This window comes from Parasphingorhabdus sp. (assembly GCF_048269915.1).
Lineage (GTDB): Bacteria > Pseudomonadota > Alphaproteobacteria > Sphingomonadales > Sphingomonadaceae > Parasphingorhabdus.
Map to the genome: position 1 here is coordinate 854,073 of NZ_JBLWTY010000001.1, position 13,077 is coordinate 867,149.

Here is a 13,077-nt window from a genome sequence, read left to right on the forward strand (position 1 = left end):
CTGACGGGTTCTCCGCACCAGGCCTAATCATAATTGGGGCCCAGTTCGGGGTCGAGATCACGAGGTCGGGTGAAGCGGTCCAGCGCGCCGCATTTTTCCGTGATGCCAGCCCAGCTATCGATAGCGAGCGTCATTTCGGCCAGTGCGGCTGTTGGATATTTCGTTTCAACTTCGTTACGGGCGGGTGAACTTCCGTCGTCGGGGACGAGATCGAAAATAAGATCTTCCAGCCCTGGATTGTGGCCCACCATCAGGATATGACCCGCATCTGCATTGGCGCCCCGCAATACATCGAGCAAGGTGGCCGAAGAAGCGAGGTAGATTTTGCGGTCCCAGGTCGGCTCCATCGCCAGACCGCTTGCTTCCTCCACATGTTCAAGCGTTTCGATGACCCGCACGGCGGGAGAGGCAAGAATCTGATCGAAGGTCAGGCCATTGCGCCGGATGAAATTCCCCATCACCGCCGCCGCGCGTTTGCCTTTCTTGTTGAGTGGCCGGTCAAAATCGCGATCGACCGGGTCGTCCCAGCTGGATTTGGCGTGACGCAGGAGTGTGAGTTTTTTCATTGCCGATTGTCATGCATCAAACTTGTTTCAGTTGGAAGACTGGATTCCATCATTTCCGATTTGGCCCTGGCGATCTCCGCCAGCGCCTGATCGAGCGGCATGCGTTCGACCGGGGTCCCTTCGGGGAAGGCGGAAAGTAGGCGCGAGGGGAAGGCAGACGAAAGTATCACAAAATGACCATGGTCATCGGCACGGCGGATGATCCGGCCAAAAGCCTGTGCCAGTCGGGCGCGAATGATCCGGTCGTCATAGGCGCTGCCGCCGCCAGCCAGCTTGCGGGCCTTGTGGAGGATATCGGGGCGCGGCCAGGGGACGGATTCCATCACTACGAGACGCAGGCTCTGGCCAGGCACATCGACACCATCGCGCAATGCATCGGTACCGAGCAGGCTGGCCTTGGGATCGTCGCGGAAAATGTCGACCAACGTGCCGGTATCAATGGGATCGACGTGTTGGGCATATATGGGTAGCCCTGCTTGCGCCATCCGGTCGGCGATCCGGGCGTAGACAGTGCGCAGGCGCCTGATGGCGGTGAACAGGCCAAGCGTGCCGCCGCCAGACGCTTCGATCAGCTGGGCATAGGCGCCCGCGAGCCCCGCCATGTCGCCGCGCTTCACATCGGTAACGATGATGACTTTTGCCTGATTGGGATAGTCGAACGGACTGGCGACTTCAAATTCCTGGGGTGCATGTTCGAGATGCACCGCGCCGCTGCGCGCCCGGGCGGTCTCCCAGCCACCGCCGCCTTTCAACGTGGCCGAGGTGATCATCATGCCATGCGCGGGTTTGGTGACGACCTCGGTCACCGGAATGGTCGGATCGAGCCAGTGGCGGCAAATTCCGACGTCATATTCGCGGCCTTCGTAACGGTCGATCATCAGCCAGTCGACGAAATCGGGATCGGCCGGACCGCCGATGCGGGACAGTAGCGAGAGCCAGCCGGACAATGTGTCGCAGCGCCAGCCGAGGCTCGACAATGCGCCTTCCATCCGCGCACGGGCCTGGGCATCCATCCAGTCAGGCCCTTCCTCGATCAGATGTTCGATCCGCTGGCCAAGCCGGACCAGCGGTTTGAGCAGGGCATCCATCGCCTCTGCCGCATTGGCCACCGCGTCGATCATCGGGCCCTCGACATCCGTCAGTTCGGTTTCCAGCCCATAGCCGGCATCGGCGCTCTGGCTCTCGTCACGGGCAAAGACCATGGCGCGGACCTCGTGGAGCAGTGCCTCAATCGGACCAAAAGGTTCCCCTTCGCCGATCCGCTGGAGCCAGCCGTCCCCGGGCATCGCCTCCGCCGCATGACGGGCGCTTTCAATCGCACGGCTGCCTTCCTCGTCATAGGAAGCGACATCGGCGAGGCGCGCGGCGAGGCCACGGCGGCGGCCGCGATTTTTCGACTCCGGTCCGATCACCCAGCGCCGGATTTCAATCGCTTCCTGACCGGACAGGCGTGCGGCAAACATCGAATCGGCAGCATCAAACAGATGGTGGCCTTCGTCAAAGATCAGCCTTGTGGGCCGGTTTTGCTGCTCGCGTCCCCGCGCCGCGTTGACCATGACCAGCGCGTGATTGGCGATGACGATATCGGCCTGCTGGCTCGCGCGCGCCGCTTTCTCGATGAAACATTTGCGATAATGCGGGCAGCCGGCATAGACGCATTCGCCGCGCCGGTCTGTCAGCGCCGTGGCGCCATTGCGGCGGAACAGGGTGGTCAGCCAGCCGGGCAGATCGCCGCCGATCATGTCGCCATCCTTGCTATAGGCGGCCCAGCGTGCAACCAGATGCGCCAATATTGCCGCGCGTCCTGCAAACCCGCCCTGCAGCGCATCCTCCAGATTGAGCAGGCAGAGATAATTTTCCCTTCCCTTTCTCACAACGACTTTCCGGCGAAACGTCGCTTCGTCCGGATAGATACGCCGGGTTTCCCGGTCGAGCTGGCGTTGCAGCGCCTTGGTGAAGGTCGAAATCCAGACCGCGCCGCCGGCCTGGCGGGACCATAAGGAAGCAGGTGCCAGATAGCCCAGCGTCTTGCCAATTCCGGTGCCCGCCTCGGCCAGCAACATATTGGGCGTGCCCTTGATCTTGCGCGGATTGAATATCTGGGCAACAGCGGCGGCATAATTTTTCTGGCCCTGACGTTCCTCGGAGCCTTCACCGGTGAGAGCATCGAGCGTGGCGAGCGTCTCGTCCCGATCCATGGTGATCGACTGGGGAGCCGGACGTGGCACCTCTTCTTCCCATTCTGACAGTTTGGAGAACAGCCAGCGTTCGGTCTCGACGGGTTTTTCCAGCTTGCGCCCCACTTCTGCTGCCCAGGGCCAGCGTAATCGATAGAGTGCTTGCGCGCTGCTCCAGGCACCCTCGCGCTCTTTCCAATAAGGGGCCTCCAGTCCTTCCAACAGCAGGCTCGCCGCTTGCCGGTAGAGAGCCGCGATATCGGCTTCCTGTTCCGGCGGGGTCAGGCCGAGTGTCTTGGCGAGGCCAGCCGGTGTCGGGACGATGAACTGGGCCGGATGGATGAAGGCGAATAGTTCTAGCAGGTCCAGCCCCGAGAGATCGGGATAGCCCAGCCGCTGCCCCAGAAGCGGAGCATTGAGCAGGATATGCGGCGTTTCCGCCACACGACCAATCGCCTCGCCCTTGCCGATCGCACGGGTTTCGCCATCGCTGCTGCAAATCCAGATGCCGCTATGGCTGGCGTGAAGCGCGGGATAGGGGAGCGGCTTGGTCATTTAGCCAGCGACAACCGGCACGCCAGCGATCCACGGATGGATGAACAGCAGAATTATGTAAAGAACAGCCGTGATAGCCACGCTCAACAATTCGCGGCCAATGCTCGCGACCTTGGCGGGTTTCACCCATGCGCCTTCGTTGCGCGATATGGTGAAGATCGAGATCAGCGCCCACAGGCCAAGCCCGCCGAACAATAGCAGCGACTTGTTGTCACCATTGGCGAGCAGATGGCCGACCGCCCAGACCAGAACACCGGTCAGCATCGGATGGCGGATCCACTGCCGGATTCGCGAGGCCCCTTGCGCCGCGCCGAGCAGCAGGATTGCGACGAACATCAGCGCCATATTGGCATGGCGGCCCCATGCGGGCGGGTCATAGACGAATTCTGCGGGAGTCGCGCGCCAGCCGAAGATCATCAGGGCCAGCGAAACCAGCAACAAAAGGGCGACCAGGCCCTTGTGCGGGCCTTCGCCGACAGCGCTCTGAATCGCGGCGCGCAGTGCCGGGGTGACCGACTTCATCAAATGTACCAGGCTCCACAGCAGAACCCCCGTGATCAGCATTGCCATGTTCAATCTCCCGCTTTTGTTGCGTTCTACCTTGCCATATAGGCTAAGGCTACTATTTGCGCAGCATTGACTGAGAAGGACAAATTGTGACCGATTATCGTGAAGCAGCAGAAAATTCCAAAGCGTGGCCGTTCGAGGAAGCCCGCAAGCTGCTCAAACGCTATCGCGGCGAGCGCGGAGCCCCTGCGCCAAAGCCCGGCGGCGAGCCGATGCTGTTTGAAACCGGCTATGGTCCCTCCGGCCTGCCGCATATCGGCACGTTCAACGAAGTCTTGCGGACCACGATGGTGCGCCACGCCTATGAAACGCTGACCGGCAACCCGACCCGGCTGATCGCCTTCAGCGATGACATGGACGGTTTCCGCAAGGTCCCGACCAATGTTCCGCATCAGGACATGCTCGCGGAGCATCTCCACAAGCCGCTCACCCAGGTGCCCGACCCGTTCGAGAAATATGAGAGTTTCGCCGCGCATAACAACGCGATGTTGCGCGAGTTTCTTGACCGTTTCGGTTTTGATTACGAGTTCATGTCGTCGACCGAGCAATATCAGAGCGGCGTCTTCGACCCGACCCTGAAACTGGTGCTGGCACGCTATCAGCAGATCATGGACATCATGCTGCCGACGCTTGGCAAGGAACGACAGGCGACCTATTCGCCGATCCTCCCGATCAGCCCCAAGACCGGGCATGTGCTGCAGGTGCCGGTAGAGGTGCTCGATCCGGAGGCCGGGACCGTGCGCTTCGAGGATGATGGCGAGATGATCGAGCATAATATCCTCTCCGGCGGCGCCAAGCTGCAATGGAAGGTCGACTGGGCGATGCGCTGGACCGCGCTTGGCGTCGACTATGAAATGTATGGCAAGGACCTGACTGACAGTGGCGTCCAGTCGGGCAAGATTGCCAAAGTATTGGGCGCGCGCAAGCCGGAAGGGCTGATCTACGAAATGTTTCTCGACGAAAAGGGCGAGAAGATTTCCAAGTCCAAAGGCAATGGCCTCAGCCTCGAGGAATGGCTGCGCTATGGTTCCGAAAACAGCCTCGCTTTCTACATCTTTCGCGAGCCCAAATCCGCTAAGCAACTGCACCTGGGTGTCATACCCAAGGCGGTCGACGAATATTTCCAGTCGCGCGCCCTCTGGCATGAACAGACCCCGGAAAAGCGGCTCGGTAATGCGGTTCATCATGTCCACAATGGCGATGTGCCGAAAGACACGATTCCGGTGACCTTTGGTTTGCTGCTCAATCTGGTCGGTGTGATGGGCGATGCCGATCGCGAACAGATCTGGGGCTATTTGCGCCAATATGCGCCGGATGCGACGCCGGAACGCTATCCCGATCTGGACGAGCTGATCGGCAATGCCATGGCCTATCACAGGGACTTCATTGCCCCGACGTTGCACCGGCGCAAACCGGAAGGCGTCGAAGTCGCGGCGCTGGAGCGGCTGGATAGTGAACTGGGCGCACTGGCCGAGGATGCCGCAGCAGAGGACATTCAGAATATCGTCTATGCGATCGGCAAGGAAGGCGGTTTCGACAATCTGCGCGACTGGTTCAAGGCGCTGTACGAAACGTTGCTCGGTTCGTCGCAGGGACCGCGCATGGGCAGCTTCATTGCCCTCTATGGCGTGCAGAATACCCGCAAGCTGATCGCCGAAGCGCTGGCGTTGTAATGATCGATATTTTCACGACCGGCGGGACGATCGACAAGGTCTATTTCGATGCCCTGTCGGAATATCAGATCGGCGCGACGGCGCTGCCCGACATGCTGCAGGAGAATAACGTCTTTGTCGCGCACCGGGTGACGCAGTTGATGCGCAAGGACAGTCTCGAACTGACCGACGCCGACCGGGCGGCGATCCATAAGGCGGTTGCTGCCAGCGATGCCGACCAGATCCTTGTGACCCATGGCACCGATACGATGGTCGACACGGCGCGGGTGCTTTCCGACATTAGCGGCAAGACGATCGTGCTGACCGGCGCGATGCAGCCGGCGTCGCTGCGGATCAGCGATGCCCAGTTCAACGTCGGCTTTGCTCTCGCTGCGACCCAGACGCTGCCCCACGGTGTCTATATCGCAATGAATGGCGAAGTCTTCGATCCGGCGAAAACGCACAAGGATCGTGCGGCACATCGATTCATCAGTGACTAGGATCATTTAACGCACATAGTGGCAGCGACGGGGAGTTGAGATGGCAAAGCGTACGGTCGAAGAACTCAGCGAGCAACTGCTCAACAAGCCGCTGGCGGCGCTGTCATCCGAAGAACGGGGCGTGCTGGAAGCGATTGTCTCGCGGGAGATTGTTGCGGATGATGCCGGCATATTGGCGGACGAGCGGACCAGCTTCGGCGAACGCCTGTCTGATCGTGTCGCAGCGGTCGGTGGGTCCTGGGCCTTCATCATCGCCTTTGTGCTCGTCCTGTTCGGCTGGATGCTGCTGAACTCGAGAATCCTGACCCGGTTCGATGCCGCCTTTGATCCCTATCCCTTCATCTTTCTCAATCTGATATTGTCGACGCTCGCCGCGATCCAGGCACCGATCATCATGATGAGCCAGAACCGCGCGGCGAACAAGGACCGGATTGCCGCGGCGCATGATTATGAAGTCAATCTGCGGGCGGAAATCGACATCATCCGCCTGCACGAGAAAATGGACCTGCTGATGCTCGAGAAGATTACCGGCCTTGAAGCCGATCTGGTCGAGATCAAGGCGGCGGTGAAGCCTGCCCGCTGATTCTCATTCTCCTGTCGCTAGACCGGGACCGCGACCGGCCGGGTAACCGTCCGCAAGACTTCGCCATAGCTATCTGCGATCGTCATTCGAGGGCCATAGCCCTTGGCGATGAGCAGGTCATGCGCCGTGGCAAGATTATAGCAGGGTATGCCCATGAACAGATGATGCTCGCTGTGATAATTGACCCAATAAGGGGCGAGGGTCATGCGCATGAGCATATTTGCACGGGTCGTCCGGGCATGGCTGAACGGATCATCGCCGCCGGTCGTGGTGCAGGCATGTTCGGCGATATTGCGGATACGCAGGATCAGCTGGAAGGTGGTTGCCAGCGCGACCGTCCAGATCAGGAACGGAATGATGCCGAGCGTGGCGAGGCTGACCAGCAGCACCGCCAGCTGGATGAGCAGGAACCGCCCGACCGTCCGTGTGGTCTTTTTCGCGCCATCCAGATCAATCACCGGAGCGGCGACACCTGCAGCGCCATTGCGGTTGAGCGGAGTGCCCGCTGAAGTGTCGCGCTTGGCCGGTGCCGCAGTGTCAGTCGCGCCCGACAGCATTGCCTGGAGGCCTTTCCATGCCACGGCAAACTGGCTGCTGCGCTGCTTGAAAAATGTCTGGCCGGTGAGGTCGCGGACAATCTTGCGCCGCATGCTTGCCGGTGTCGTCGGGAAAGCCGCAGACAGGCCGAGATCGGGGTCCTCCGGCTGCTGGGTGAAGCGATGGTGGGTCAGATGATAGGCCCGGTAGCTGTGCAGGTCGCTGCCGGTGGCTGCGCCGGTGATCCACTGGCCGACGAAATTGTTGGTCTTGCGCTTCGGGTGGAGCAAGCCATGTGCGCCTTCGTGCATCAGGATCGACAAGCCCAGTTGCCGCCCACCGACCAGCACCAGCGCCAGCGGGGTCGCGACCATTCCGGCCAGCCAGTGCCATTGCCAGAGCAGCGCCGTTCCGCCAGTGACCAGCGCCACCATCAACCATGCGTGGAGCGATAGCCAGAGGCCGTGCCAGCGCGAAACGCGCGTCAGCGCCTTCCACTCTTCTGGCGTAAAAATTTCATTCGGTTTGGCGGCTTTTACAGCGGGCATGATGTGATCCTTTTCCCACTCTATATAGCCATTTTCTGCGGGTTTTACAAATTTCCCAGCTGACGCTACGGCTTCAAAGCTTCCGCCAGCCGGTCCATGAACCGGGCGCCCTGTTCGAACTGATCGAGCGCCAGATATTCATCCGGCTGGTGCGCCTGTTCGATTGATCCCGGACCACAGATTACAGTGGCAAAACCTGCCTGCTGGAACTGGCCAGCCTCGGCGGCATAAGAGACAACCCCTGCCCGACCATTGTCTCCGGTCAGGCGGCGGACAAAATCTTCTGCTTCCTGTGAACCGGCTGGTGCCATTGGCGGGGCGTTGGACAATTGCGTGATGGTCACGCCGGTTTCGGGGAAGGCTTGCTTCATCTCGCCATCAAGCGTCGCGATTTTTTCCTTGAACGGCGCGAGCACAGCATCCGGGTCGATATCGGGCGGGCAGCGCAGATCAAAGGTGAATGTGGCGCGGCGCGCCAGAATATTGGCCGCGGTGCCCCCTTTCATCCGACCGATGGTCAGCGTCGCATGAGGCGGGATGAAGGGCGATTCCGGATCGCCCTGTTCCCACAGGCGGCGTGCCAGTTCGGCAAGGTCGTGCATCAGCTCGACCGCTACCATATTGGCGGAAATGCCGAGATGGGGCAGGCTGCTATGCGCTTCGTGCCCGAGCACTTCGACTTCGTGGACGGTGATCCCCTTGTGTCCGGTGATCACCTTCATCATCGTCGGCTCGCCGATAATCGCCAGTGCCGGTTTCGGCAGCTTTGCCGCCATTTCCTCGATCATCGCCGGCGCACCGAGGCAGCCGATTTCCTCGTCATAGCTGAACGCGAGATGGACCGGCTTTGCGCCATGTTTGAACAAGGGCACGGCCGCCAGAGCAAGCGCGATAAACCCCTTCATATCGCAGGTCCCGCGCCCGTGGAGCAGGCCATTTTTCTCCGTCACCGTCCACGGATCGCTGTGCCAGTCCTGTCCGTCGACCGGGACGACATCGCTGTGGCCGGACAGGATGATCCCGCCCTCAACCTCGGGGCCGACGGTCGCGTAAAGATTGGCCTTGGAAGCATCATCATTGACGACGCGGGTGGACTGAACACCGTGCTCGGTCAGATAATCCTCTACCCATGCAATCAGTTCGAGATTGCTGTTCCGCGAGGTGGTGTCGAAGCCGATCAGCTTGGCGAGAATATCGCGGGCGGAGGGGACAGGGGCGTTGGTCATGGGGCTCCGAACTTTACAAACTTTACAGTGTTAAAAGAAAGAAAGTGGACCGACCCCAAATTTGCGAAAAATGGCTGGTTTTGAGGGAAAAGAATTTTGGCTTGGTCATAGCGAGCGCTTATCACAATAAGCGCAATGTAGGACAGGGAATTTTGGTTAGCCCCTCCTCTGAGGAGGAGGGGCTAATGGATATGAAATGCTAAACTTGCGAAGCAATCCAGTCGCGGATCTTCGTTTCCAGCACCGTCATCGGTAGCGCGCCAGTGTTGAGCACCTGATTGTGGAATTCGCGCGGGTCGAACTTGTCGCCGAGCCTGTCCTCGGCTTCTTTCTTGAGCCGCTGGATGGTCAATGCACCGATCTTGTAGGCCAGCGCCTGCGACGGGATGGCGATATAGCGTTCGACTTCGGCGGTCGCATCGGTTTTGCCCATGCTGCTGTTGTCGAGCATATACTGGATTGCCTGATCGCGGGTCCAGCCCTTGCTGTGCAGGCCGGTGTCGACGACCAGCCGCATCGCGCGGAGCATTTCATCGTCGAGATGACCGAAGCGCTGATAGGGGTCGTTATAGAGTCCCATCGGAAAGCCGAGCTTCTCGGAATAGAGCGCCCAGCCTTCGACAAAGGCGGTATTGCCACCGAAGCGCATGAAGTTTGGCAGATCGGTATTTTCCTGGGCCAGCGAAATCTGGAAGTGATGGCCCGGGGCACCTTCGTGCAGGTAAAGCGTGGTGATGCCCGAGATGCTGCGCGACGGCAGGTCATAGGCGTTGAAATAGAAGACGCCGGGACGCGAGCCGTCGGGCGTGCCGCTCTGATAGGAGCCGCCGGCCTGGAATTTTTCGACCGATTCGTCATAGGGGCGAATTTCGAGCGGCGATTTTGGCAGGACCTTGAACTGGGTGCCAATCTTCTCGTCGACTTTCTTGCCGATGTCATAATAGGCTTGGGTCAGGCCTTCGCGGGATTCCGGGTGGAATTTGGGATCGGTGCGGAGATATTCGAAAAATTCGGACAATGTTCCGTCATAACCGACCTCGTCCTTGATCTCTTCCATGCCGGTCTTGATCCGGGTCACTTCGCTGAGGCCGAGATTGTGGATATAGTCGGCCTTGAGCGGCAGGGTTGTCGTATTCTCGATCAGATTTTCATATAGAACCGCGCCGCCCTTCATGCCCGACAGGCCGACTTCGTCACGCGCGACTGCGAGATATTCGTCTTTCAGGAAATCATGCATCCGCTGATAGCCGGCAAAAATTTCCGTGGTGGCCGCGGCATATTCCTTGGTCAGGCGGGCCTTGTCGGCATCGCTGAAATCGTCCGGGAAATTTTTGGTCGGCGCCATGAACGGGCTGTTTTCCAGACCGAGGCCGATCTGGGTGGCGAGCTGTTCGATGACATTATTGATCGTCAGCTTGGTTTCGACGACGCCGCTTTCCATGCCTTCGCGGAAACGACCGATCGAACGATCACTGATCACAACGAATTGCTTGTGGCGTTTCAGATTATCTTCGTAATTTTTCACCGTCTTGAACGGCGCCGCGCCTTTGCCGGAGGCAAAATCGGGATAGAAAGTGTGGAAGCCGCTGAAATGATTGACCGGGCGGACGACGGTCAATGCCATGATTTCGTCGGAATAGCCCTTGAGCGCTTGTTCCTTGTCGCGCTTGAAGACGTCATAGGCGATCTTGTCGGTGGCGCTGAGCTTGGTGCGGTCGAGTTTCAGCAGCGCCGCAAGCTCGGCGGTTTCGGCGGCTTTTTCCTTCGCGAAATATTCGTCGCTGATATAGTCGCCGAGCTGGTCGGCATAGCGTTCATCGCCGCGGAACAGGGCGCCGATCGGATTACGCTTGAGATTTTCTTCGTCGCTTTTGGCAAATAGCGCTTTCAGCTTTTTGCCTTCGGTCATCTCCGCTTCTTCGTGATGTTCCATCGCCGCTGCGCTGGTTGCGGCCAGCGGCTGGGCCGTCGCGACGCTGCCGATAGCGAGCAGGCTGGTGCCGATGAGAAGGGCGAGAGATTTCTTGATCATATTCCGTTCCTGTCCAATAACTGTTATGTTTAGCTAACACGGTAAAGTATCACCCGCAACGACTTCGCCGAACCTGAAATGTCGTTTGTCGAAACCGGACGTTGGTTGGTCGTAGAAGCAGGCGTCGTCGGGGTCAGGGCTTTCCCCACTGGTTGAGTCGGAACCATTTGGTGATGATATATTTGGTTCCTTCCTCAACCGGTGTTCCGGCGTGCAGCGTGTCGATATTGGGCGTCCCGTCGGGGCGCATATTATTCCAGATGAGCAGCATGCCCCGGCGCGGCTCGACTTCATATTGCAACTGCGGAAAAGCGGTGGCGCCGCCTTTCTCCGGTTCGTTGAGATAGGCCATCGCCGTCCACGTGCGCTGGCCGCCATTGGGGCCTTCAAACTGCCAATATTTCTCGCTTTCGTGAAAATAGTCGTGATGATCTTTGAATTGCTGCCCCGGCCGATAGCGCTGGCCCTGCAGGATTTCACTATGCGTTTGCGGCAGGCCCATCAGGTCGCAAATCGACTGGTCGATGCGGCGGATATCGGGGTCGGCGGGGTCGACATTGCAGCTGTAGCTGGTGCGATAGCCCTCGCGCTCAGTGCCTTCATAGAGGGTCGAGGGCTGGCTATCATTGTCGATCATCCGGATCAGCAGGTCGCAATCGGCCGCGCTGAGGAAATTCTGATGGACATAAAGCTGTACGAACGGGCTTTCCAGCCACTGCACCCGGGGATGGGCGTTGAGCGTTTCGGTTACCTTGCGACCAAGATCGGCGATCCGCCGCGGACTGGCATAACGTTCGACCTGCTTTTTGGAAAAGACCCGGGCCATGCGCAGCGGCCTAGTCGATGATGCGGCCGCGGACCATCACCCAGTCGATCTTTTCGAGCACCCGCACATCGTCCAGCGGATTGCCGTCAAAGGCGATCAGATCGGCGGAATAGCCAACCGCGATGCGGCCGATTTCATTCTCCATGTCGAGCGTCCTGGCGGCCAATGTGGTTGCGCTGGCGAGTGCTTCGCGCGGGGTCAGGCCGGCATCGACCATGAGCTGGAATTCCTCTGCGTTGCGGCCATGGTCAAAGACGCCGGCATCAGTACCAAAGACAATCGGTACGCCCAGCCGCTTTGCTGAGGTGACGGCCTTGCCGATAGTGTTCAGCGTCATCCGGATCTTCTCCTCGACTACGGGTGTATAGACGCCCTTGCCAAGGCCTTCGCTGACCCCCTTGAAGGCCATCAGGGTCGGGACCATTGCGGTGCCATGGGCTTTCATGACCTTCAGCGCAGCTTCATCCGCGAACGTGCCATGTTCGATAGTATCAATGCCAGCCCGCGCTGCCGCCTCGATCCCGCGCGCGCCGTGCGCATGGGCCATGACCTTCAATCCCAGCGAATGGGCGGTGTCGGCAATGGATTGCATTTCCGCATCGGTAAAATGCGCTTCGAGCCCGCGTCCCTGTTGCGAGAGAACTCCGCCAGTCGCTGTAATCTTGATGACATCGGAGCCAGCGCGCGAGGCCTTGCGCACTTTCTCGGCGCATTCGACGACACCGGTGCAGCTATAGCCGCTGGCGAGCAGGTTGTTGACGGGTTCGGTGAAGCCGGTGGTGTCGCCATGTCCGCCGACGATAGCCAGAGCAGGACCTGCGGCAATGATCCGCGGGCCGGCTATGATGCCTTCCGCCGTACCGCGGCGTAGCGAGAAGGCGCTATATTGCGAGGAGCCGGCTTCGCGCACGGTGGTAAAACCCGCCCTGGCGGTGACCAGCGCATTTTTTGCTCCGACCACAACGCCCCATTCGGCGGGTTCGGTCGCTTCTTTCCAAAAATCACCGCCCGGGTCGCCGGTTAGGTGGACGTGCAGGTCGATCAGCCCCGGCATGACGGTTTTTTCGCTGAGGTCGATGATTATGGCGTCAGCATCGGTCACGGGGCCGGATCCACGCCGGATTTCGGCAATCTTGCCATCCCGCACGATGATGGTTGCGGGGCCGCTGGGCGCGGCGGCGGCATCGGTCAGCAGATTGCCGACGCGAATGATCTGGTCCTGAGCGATGGCGGCTGCCGGCAGCATCCCTGTTGCCAGGGCCGAAAGCATAAGGCCGAGTGCGCGGATCATCTTGTTTCTCCTGTTAA

At 59.8% G+C, this 13,077-nt stretch carries 11 protein-coding genes; 3 read left to right on the forward strand and 8 right to left on the reverse strand.

Going from position 1 to position 13,077, the window contains the following annotated elements; all coding sequences use genetic code 11:
* Positions 1-23: 23 nt before the first annotated feature.
* From ACN0WX_RS04065 to ACN0WX_RS04075, 3 genes are read right to left on the reverse strand one after another with little or no spacing between them, the layout of a single operon-like run.
* Positions 24-566 (reverse strand): SixA phosphatase family protein, encoded by a 543-nt coding sequence (locus ACN0WX_RS04065; RefSeq protein WP_417620989.1) that lies wholly within the window; start codon positions 564-566, stop codon positions 24-26.
* Positions 563-3,298 carry an ATP-dependent DNA helicase gene (locus ACN0WX_RS04070; protein ID WP_417620990.1) on the reverse strand — a complete coding sequence of 912 codons (2,736 nt, stop codon included), beginning with the start codon at positions 3,296-3,298 and terminating at the stop codon, positions 563-565. Before ACN0WX_RS04070 ends, ACN0WX_RS04065 begins: the two co-directional genes overlap by 4 nt.
* Positions 3,299-3,868, reverse strand: a complete 570-nt coding sequence (locus ACN0WX_RS04075; protein ID WP_417620991.1) for an NnrU family protein — start codon at positions 3,866-3,868, stop codon at positions 3,299-3,301.
* A gap of 86 nt (positions 3,869-3,954) precedes the next feature.
* Here ACN0WX_RS04075 and ACN0WX_RS04080 point away from each other — a divergent pair, with 86 nt between their 5' ends.
* Genes ACN0WX_RS04080 through ACN0WX_RS04090 form a run of 3 tightly spaced genes read left to right on the forward strand, consistent with a single transcriptional unit; the run spans position 3,955 to position 6,600 of the window.
* A complete protein-coding gene (locus tag ACN0WX_RS04080) occupies positions 3,955-5,538 on the forward strand; it encodes a lysine--tRNA ligase (RefSeq protein WP_417620992.1) in 1,584 nt (527 codons plus the stop codon).
* Positions 5,538-6,017, forward strand: coding sequence for an asparaginase domain-containing protein (locus ACN0WX_RS04085; protein WP_417620993.1), 480 nt, complete (start codon positions 5,538-5,540; stop codon positions 6,015-6,017). The genes ACN0WX_RS04080 and ACN0WX_RS04085 overlap by 1 nt, the downstream gene beginning before the upstream one ends.
* A 40-nt stretch (positions 6,018-6,057) precedes the next feature.
* Entirely contained in the window at positions 6,058-6,600 is a 543-nt protein-coding gene (locus tag ACN0WX_RS04090; RefSeq protein ID WP_417620994.1) for a DUF1003 domain-containing protein, read from the forward strand.
* Positions 6,601-6,617: 17 nt separating this feature from the next.
* Here ACN0WX_RS04090 and ACN0WX_RS04095 read toward each other — a convergent pair whose 3' ends face one another.
* The 5 genes from ACN0WX_RS04095 to ACN0WX_RS04115 all read right to left on the reverse strand — a co-directional run bounded on the left by ACN0WX_RS04095 (position 6,618) and on the right by ACN0WX_RS04115 (position 13,060).
* Positions 6,618-7,685 carry a fatty acid desaturase family protein gene (locus tag ACN0WX_RS04095; RefSeq protein WP_417620995.1) on the reverse strand — a complete coding sequence of 356 codons (1,068 nt, stop codon included), beginning with the start codon at positions 7,683-7,685 and terminating at the stop codon, positions 6,618-6,620.
* A 65-nt stretch (positions 7,686-7,750) separates the two neighbouring features.
* Positions 7,751-8,911, reverse strand: coding sequence for an acetylornithine deacetylase (argE, locus tag ACN0WX_RS04100; RefSeq protein WP_417620996.1), 1,161 nt, complete (start codon positions 8,909-8,911; stop codon positions 7,751-7,753).
* A 199-nt stretch (positions 8,912-9,110) separates the two neighbouring features.
* On the reverse strand, positions 9,111-10,943 hold the full coding sequence (locus tag ACN0WX_RS04105; RefSeq protein WP_417620997.1) for a DUF885 domain-containing protein: 1,833 nt from the start codon (positions 10,941-10,943) through the stop codon (positions 9,111-9,113).
* A 133-nt stretch (positions 10,944-11,076) separates the two neighbouring features.
* A complete protein-coding gene (locus tag ACN0WX_RS04110; RefSeq protein WP_417620998.1) occupies positions 11,077-11,769 on the reverse strand; it encodes a prolyl hydroxylase family protein in 693 nt (230 codons plus the stop codon).
* A gap of 10 nt (positions 11,770-11,779) precedes the next feature.
* Positions 11,780-13,060, reverse strand: coding sequence for an amidohydrolase family protein (locus ACN0WX_RS04115; RefSeq protein WP_417620999.1), 1,281 nt, complete (start codon positions 13,058-13,060; stop codon positions 11,780-11,782).
* Positions 13,061-13,077: the final 17 nt, after the last annotated feature.

Bases quoted from the DNA above. Each gene is read 5' to 3' on its own strand.
- ACN0WX_RS04110 (WP_417620998.1), bottom strand. From the start codon at position 11,769: ATGGCCCGGGTCTTTTCCAAAAAGCAGGTCGAACGTTATGCCAGTCCG.
- ACN0WX_RS04070 (WP_417620990.1), bottom strand. From the start codon at position 3,298: ATGACCAAGCCGCTCCCCTATCCCGCGCTTCACGCCAGCCATAGCGGC.
- ACN0WX_RS04065 (WP_417620989.1), bottom strand. From the start codon at position 566: ATGAAAAAACTCACACTCCTGCGTCACGCCAAATCCAGCTGGGACGAC.
- ACN0WX_RS04090 (WP_417620994.1), top strand. From the start codon at position 6,058: ATGGCAAAGCGTACGGTCGAAGAACTCAGCGAGCAACTGCTCAACAAG.
- ACN0WX_RS04085 (WP_417620993.1), top strand. From the start codon at position 5,538: ATGATCGATATTTTCACGACCGGCGGGACGATCGACAAGGTCTATTTC.
- argE (WP_417620996.1), bottom strand. From the start codon at position 8,911: ATGACCAACGCCCCTGTCCCCTCCGCCCGCGATATTCTCGCCAAGCTG.
- ACN0WX_RS04075 (WP_417620991.1), bottom strand. From the start codon at position 3,868: ATGGCAATGCTGATCACGGGGGTTCTGCTGTGGAGCCTGGTACATTTG.
- ACN0WX_RS04105 (WP_417620997.1), bottom strand. From the start codon at position 10,943: ATGATCAAGAAATCTCTCGCCCTTCTCATCGGCACCAGCCTGCTCGCT.
- ACN0WX_RS04115 (WP_417620999.1), bottom strand. From the start codon at position 13,060: ATGATCCGCGCACTCGGCCTTATGCTTTCGGCCCTGGCAACAGGGATG.
- ACN0WX_RS04095 (WP_417620995.1), bottom strand. From the start codon at position 7,685: ATGCCCGCTGTAAAAGCCGCCAAACCGAATGAAATTTTTACGCCAGAA.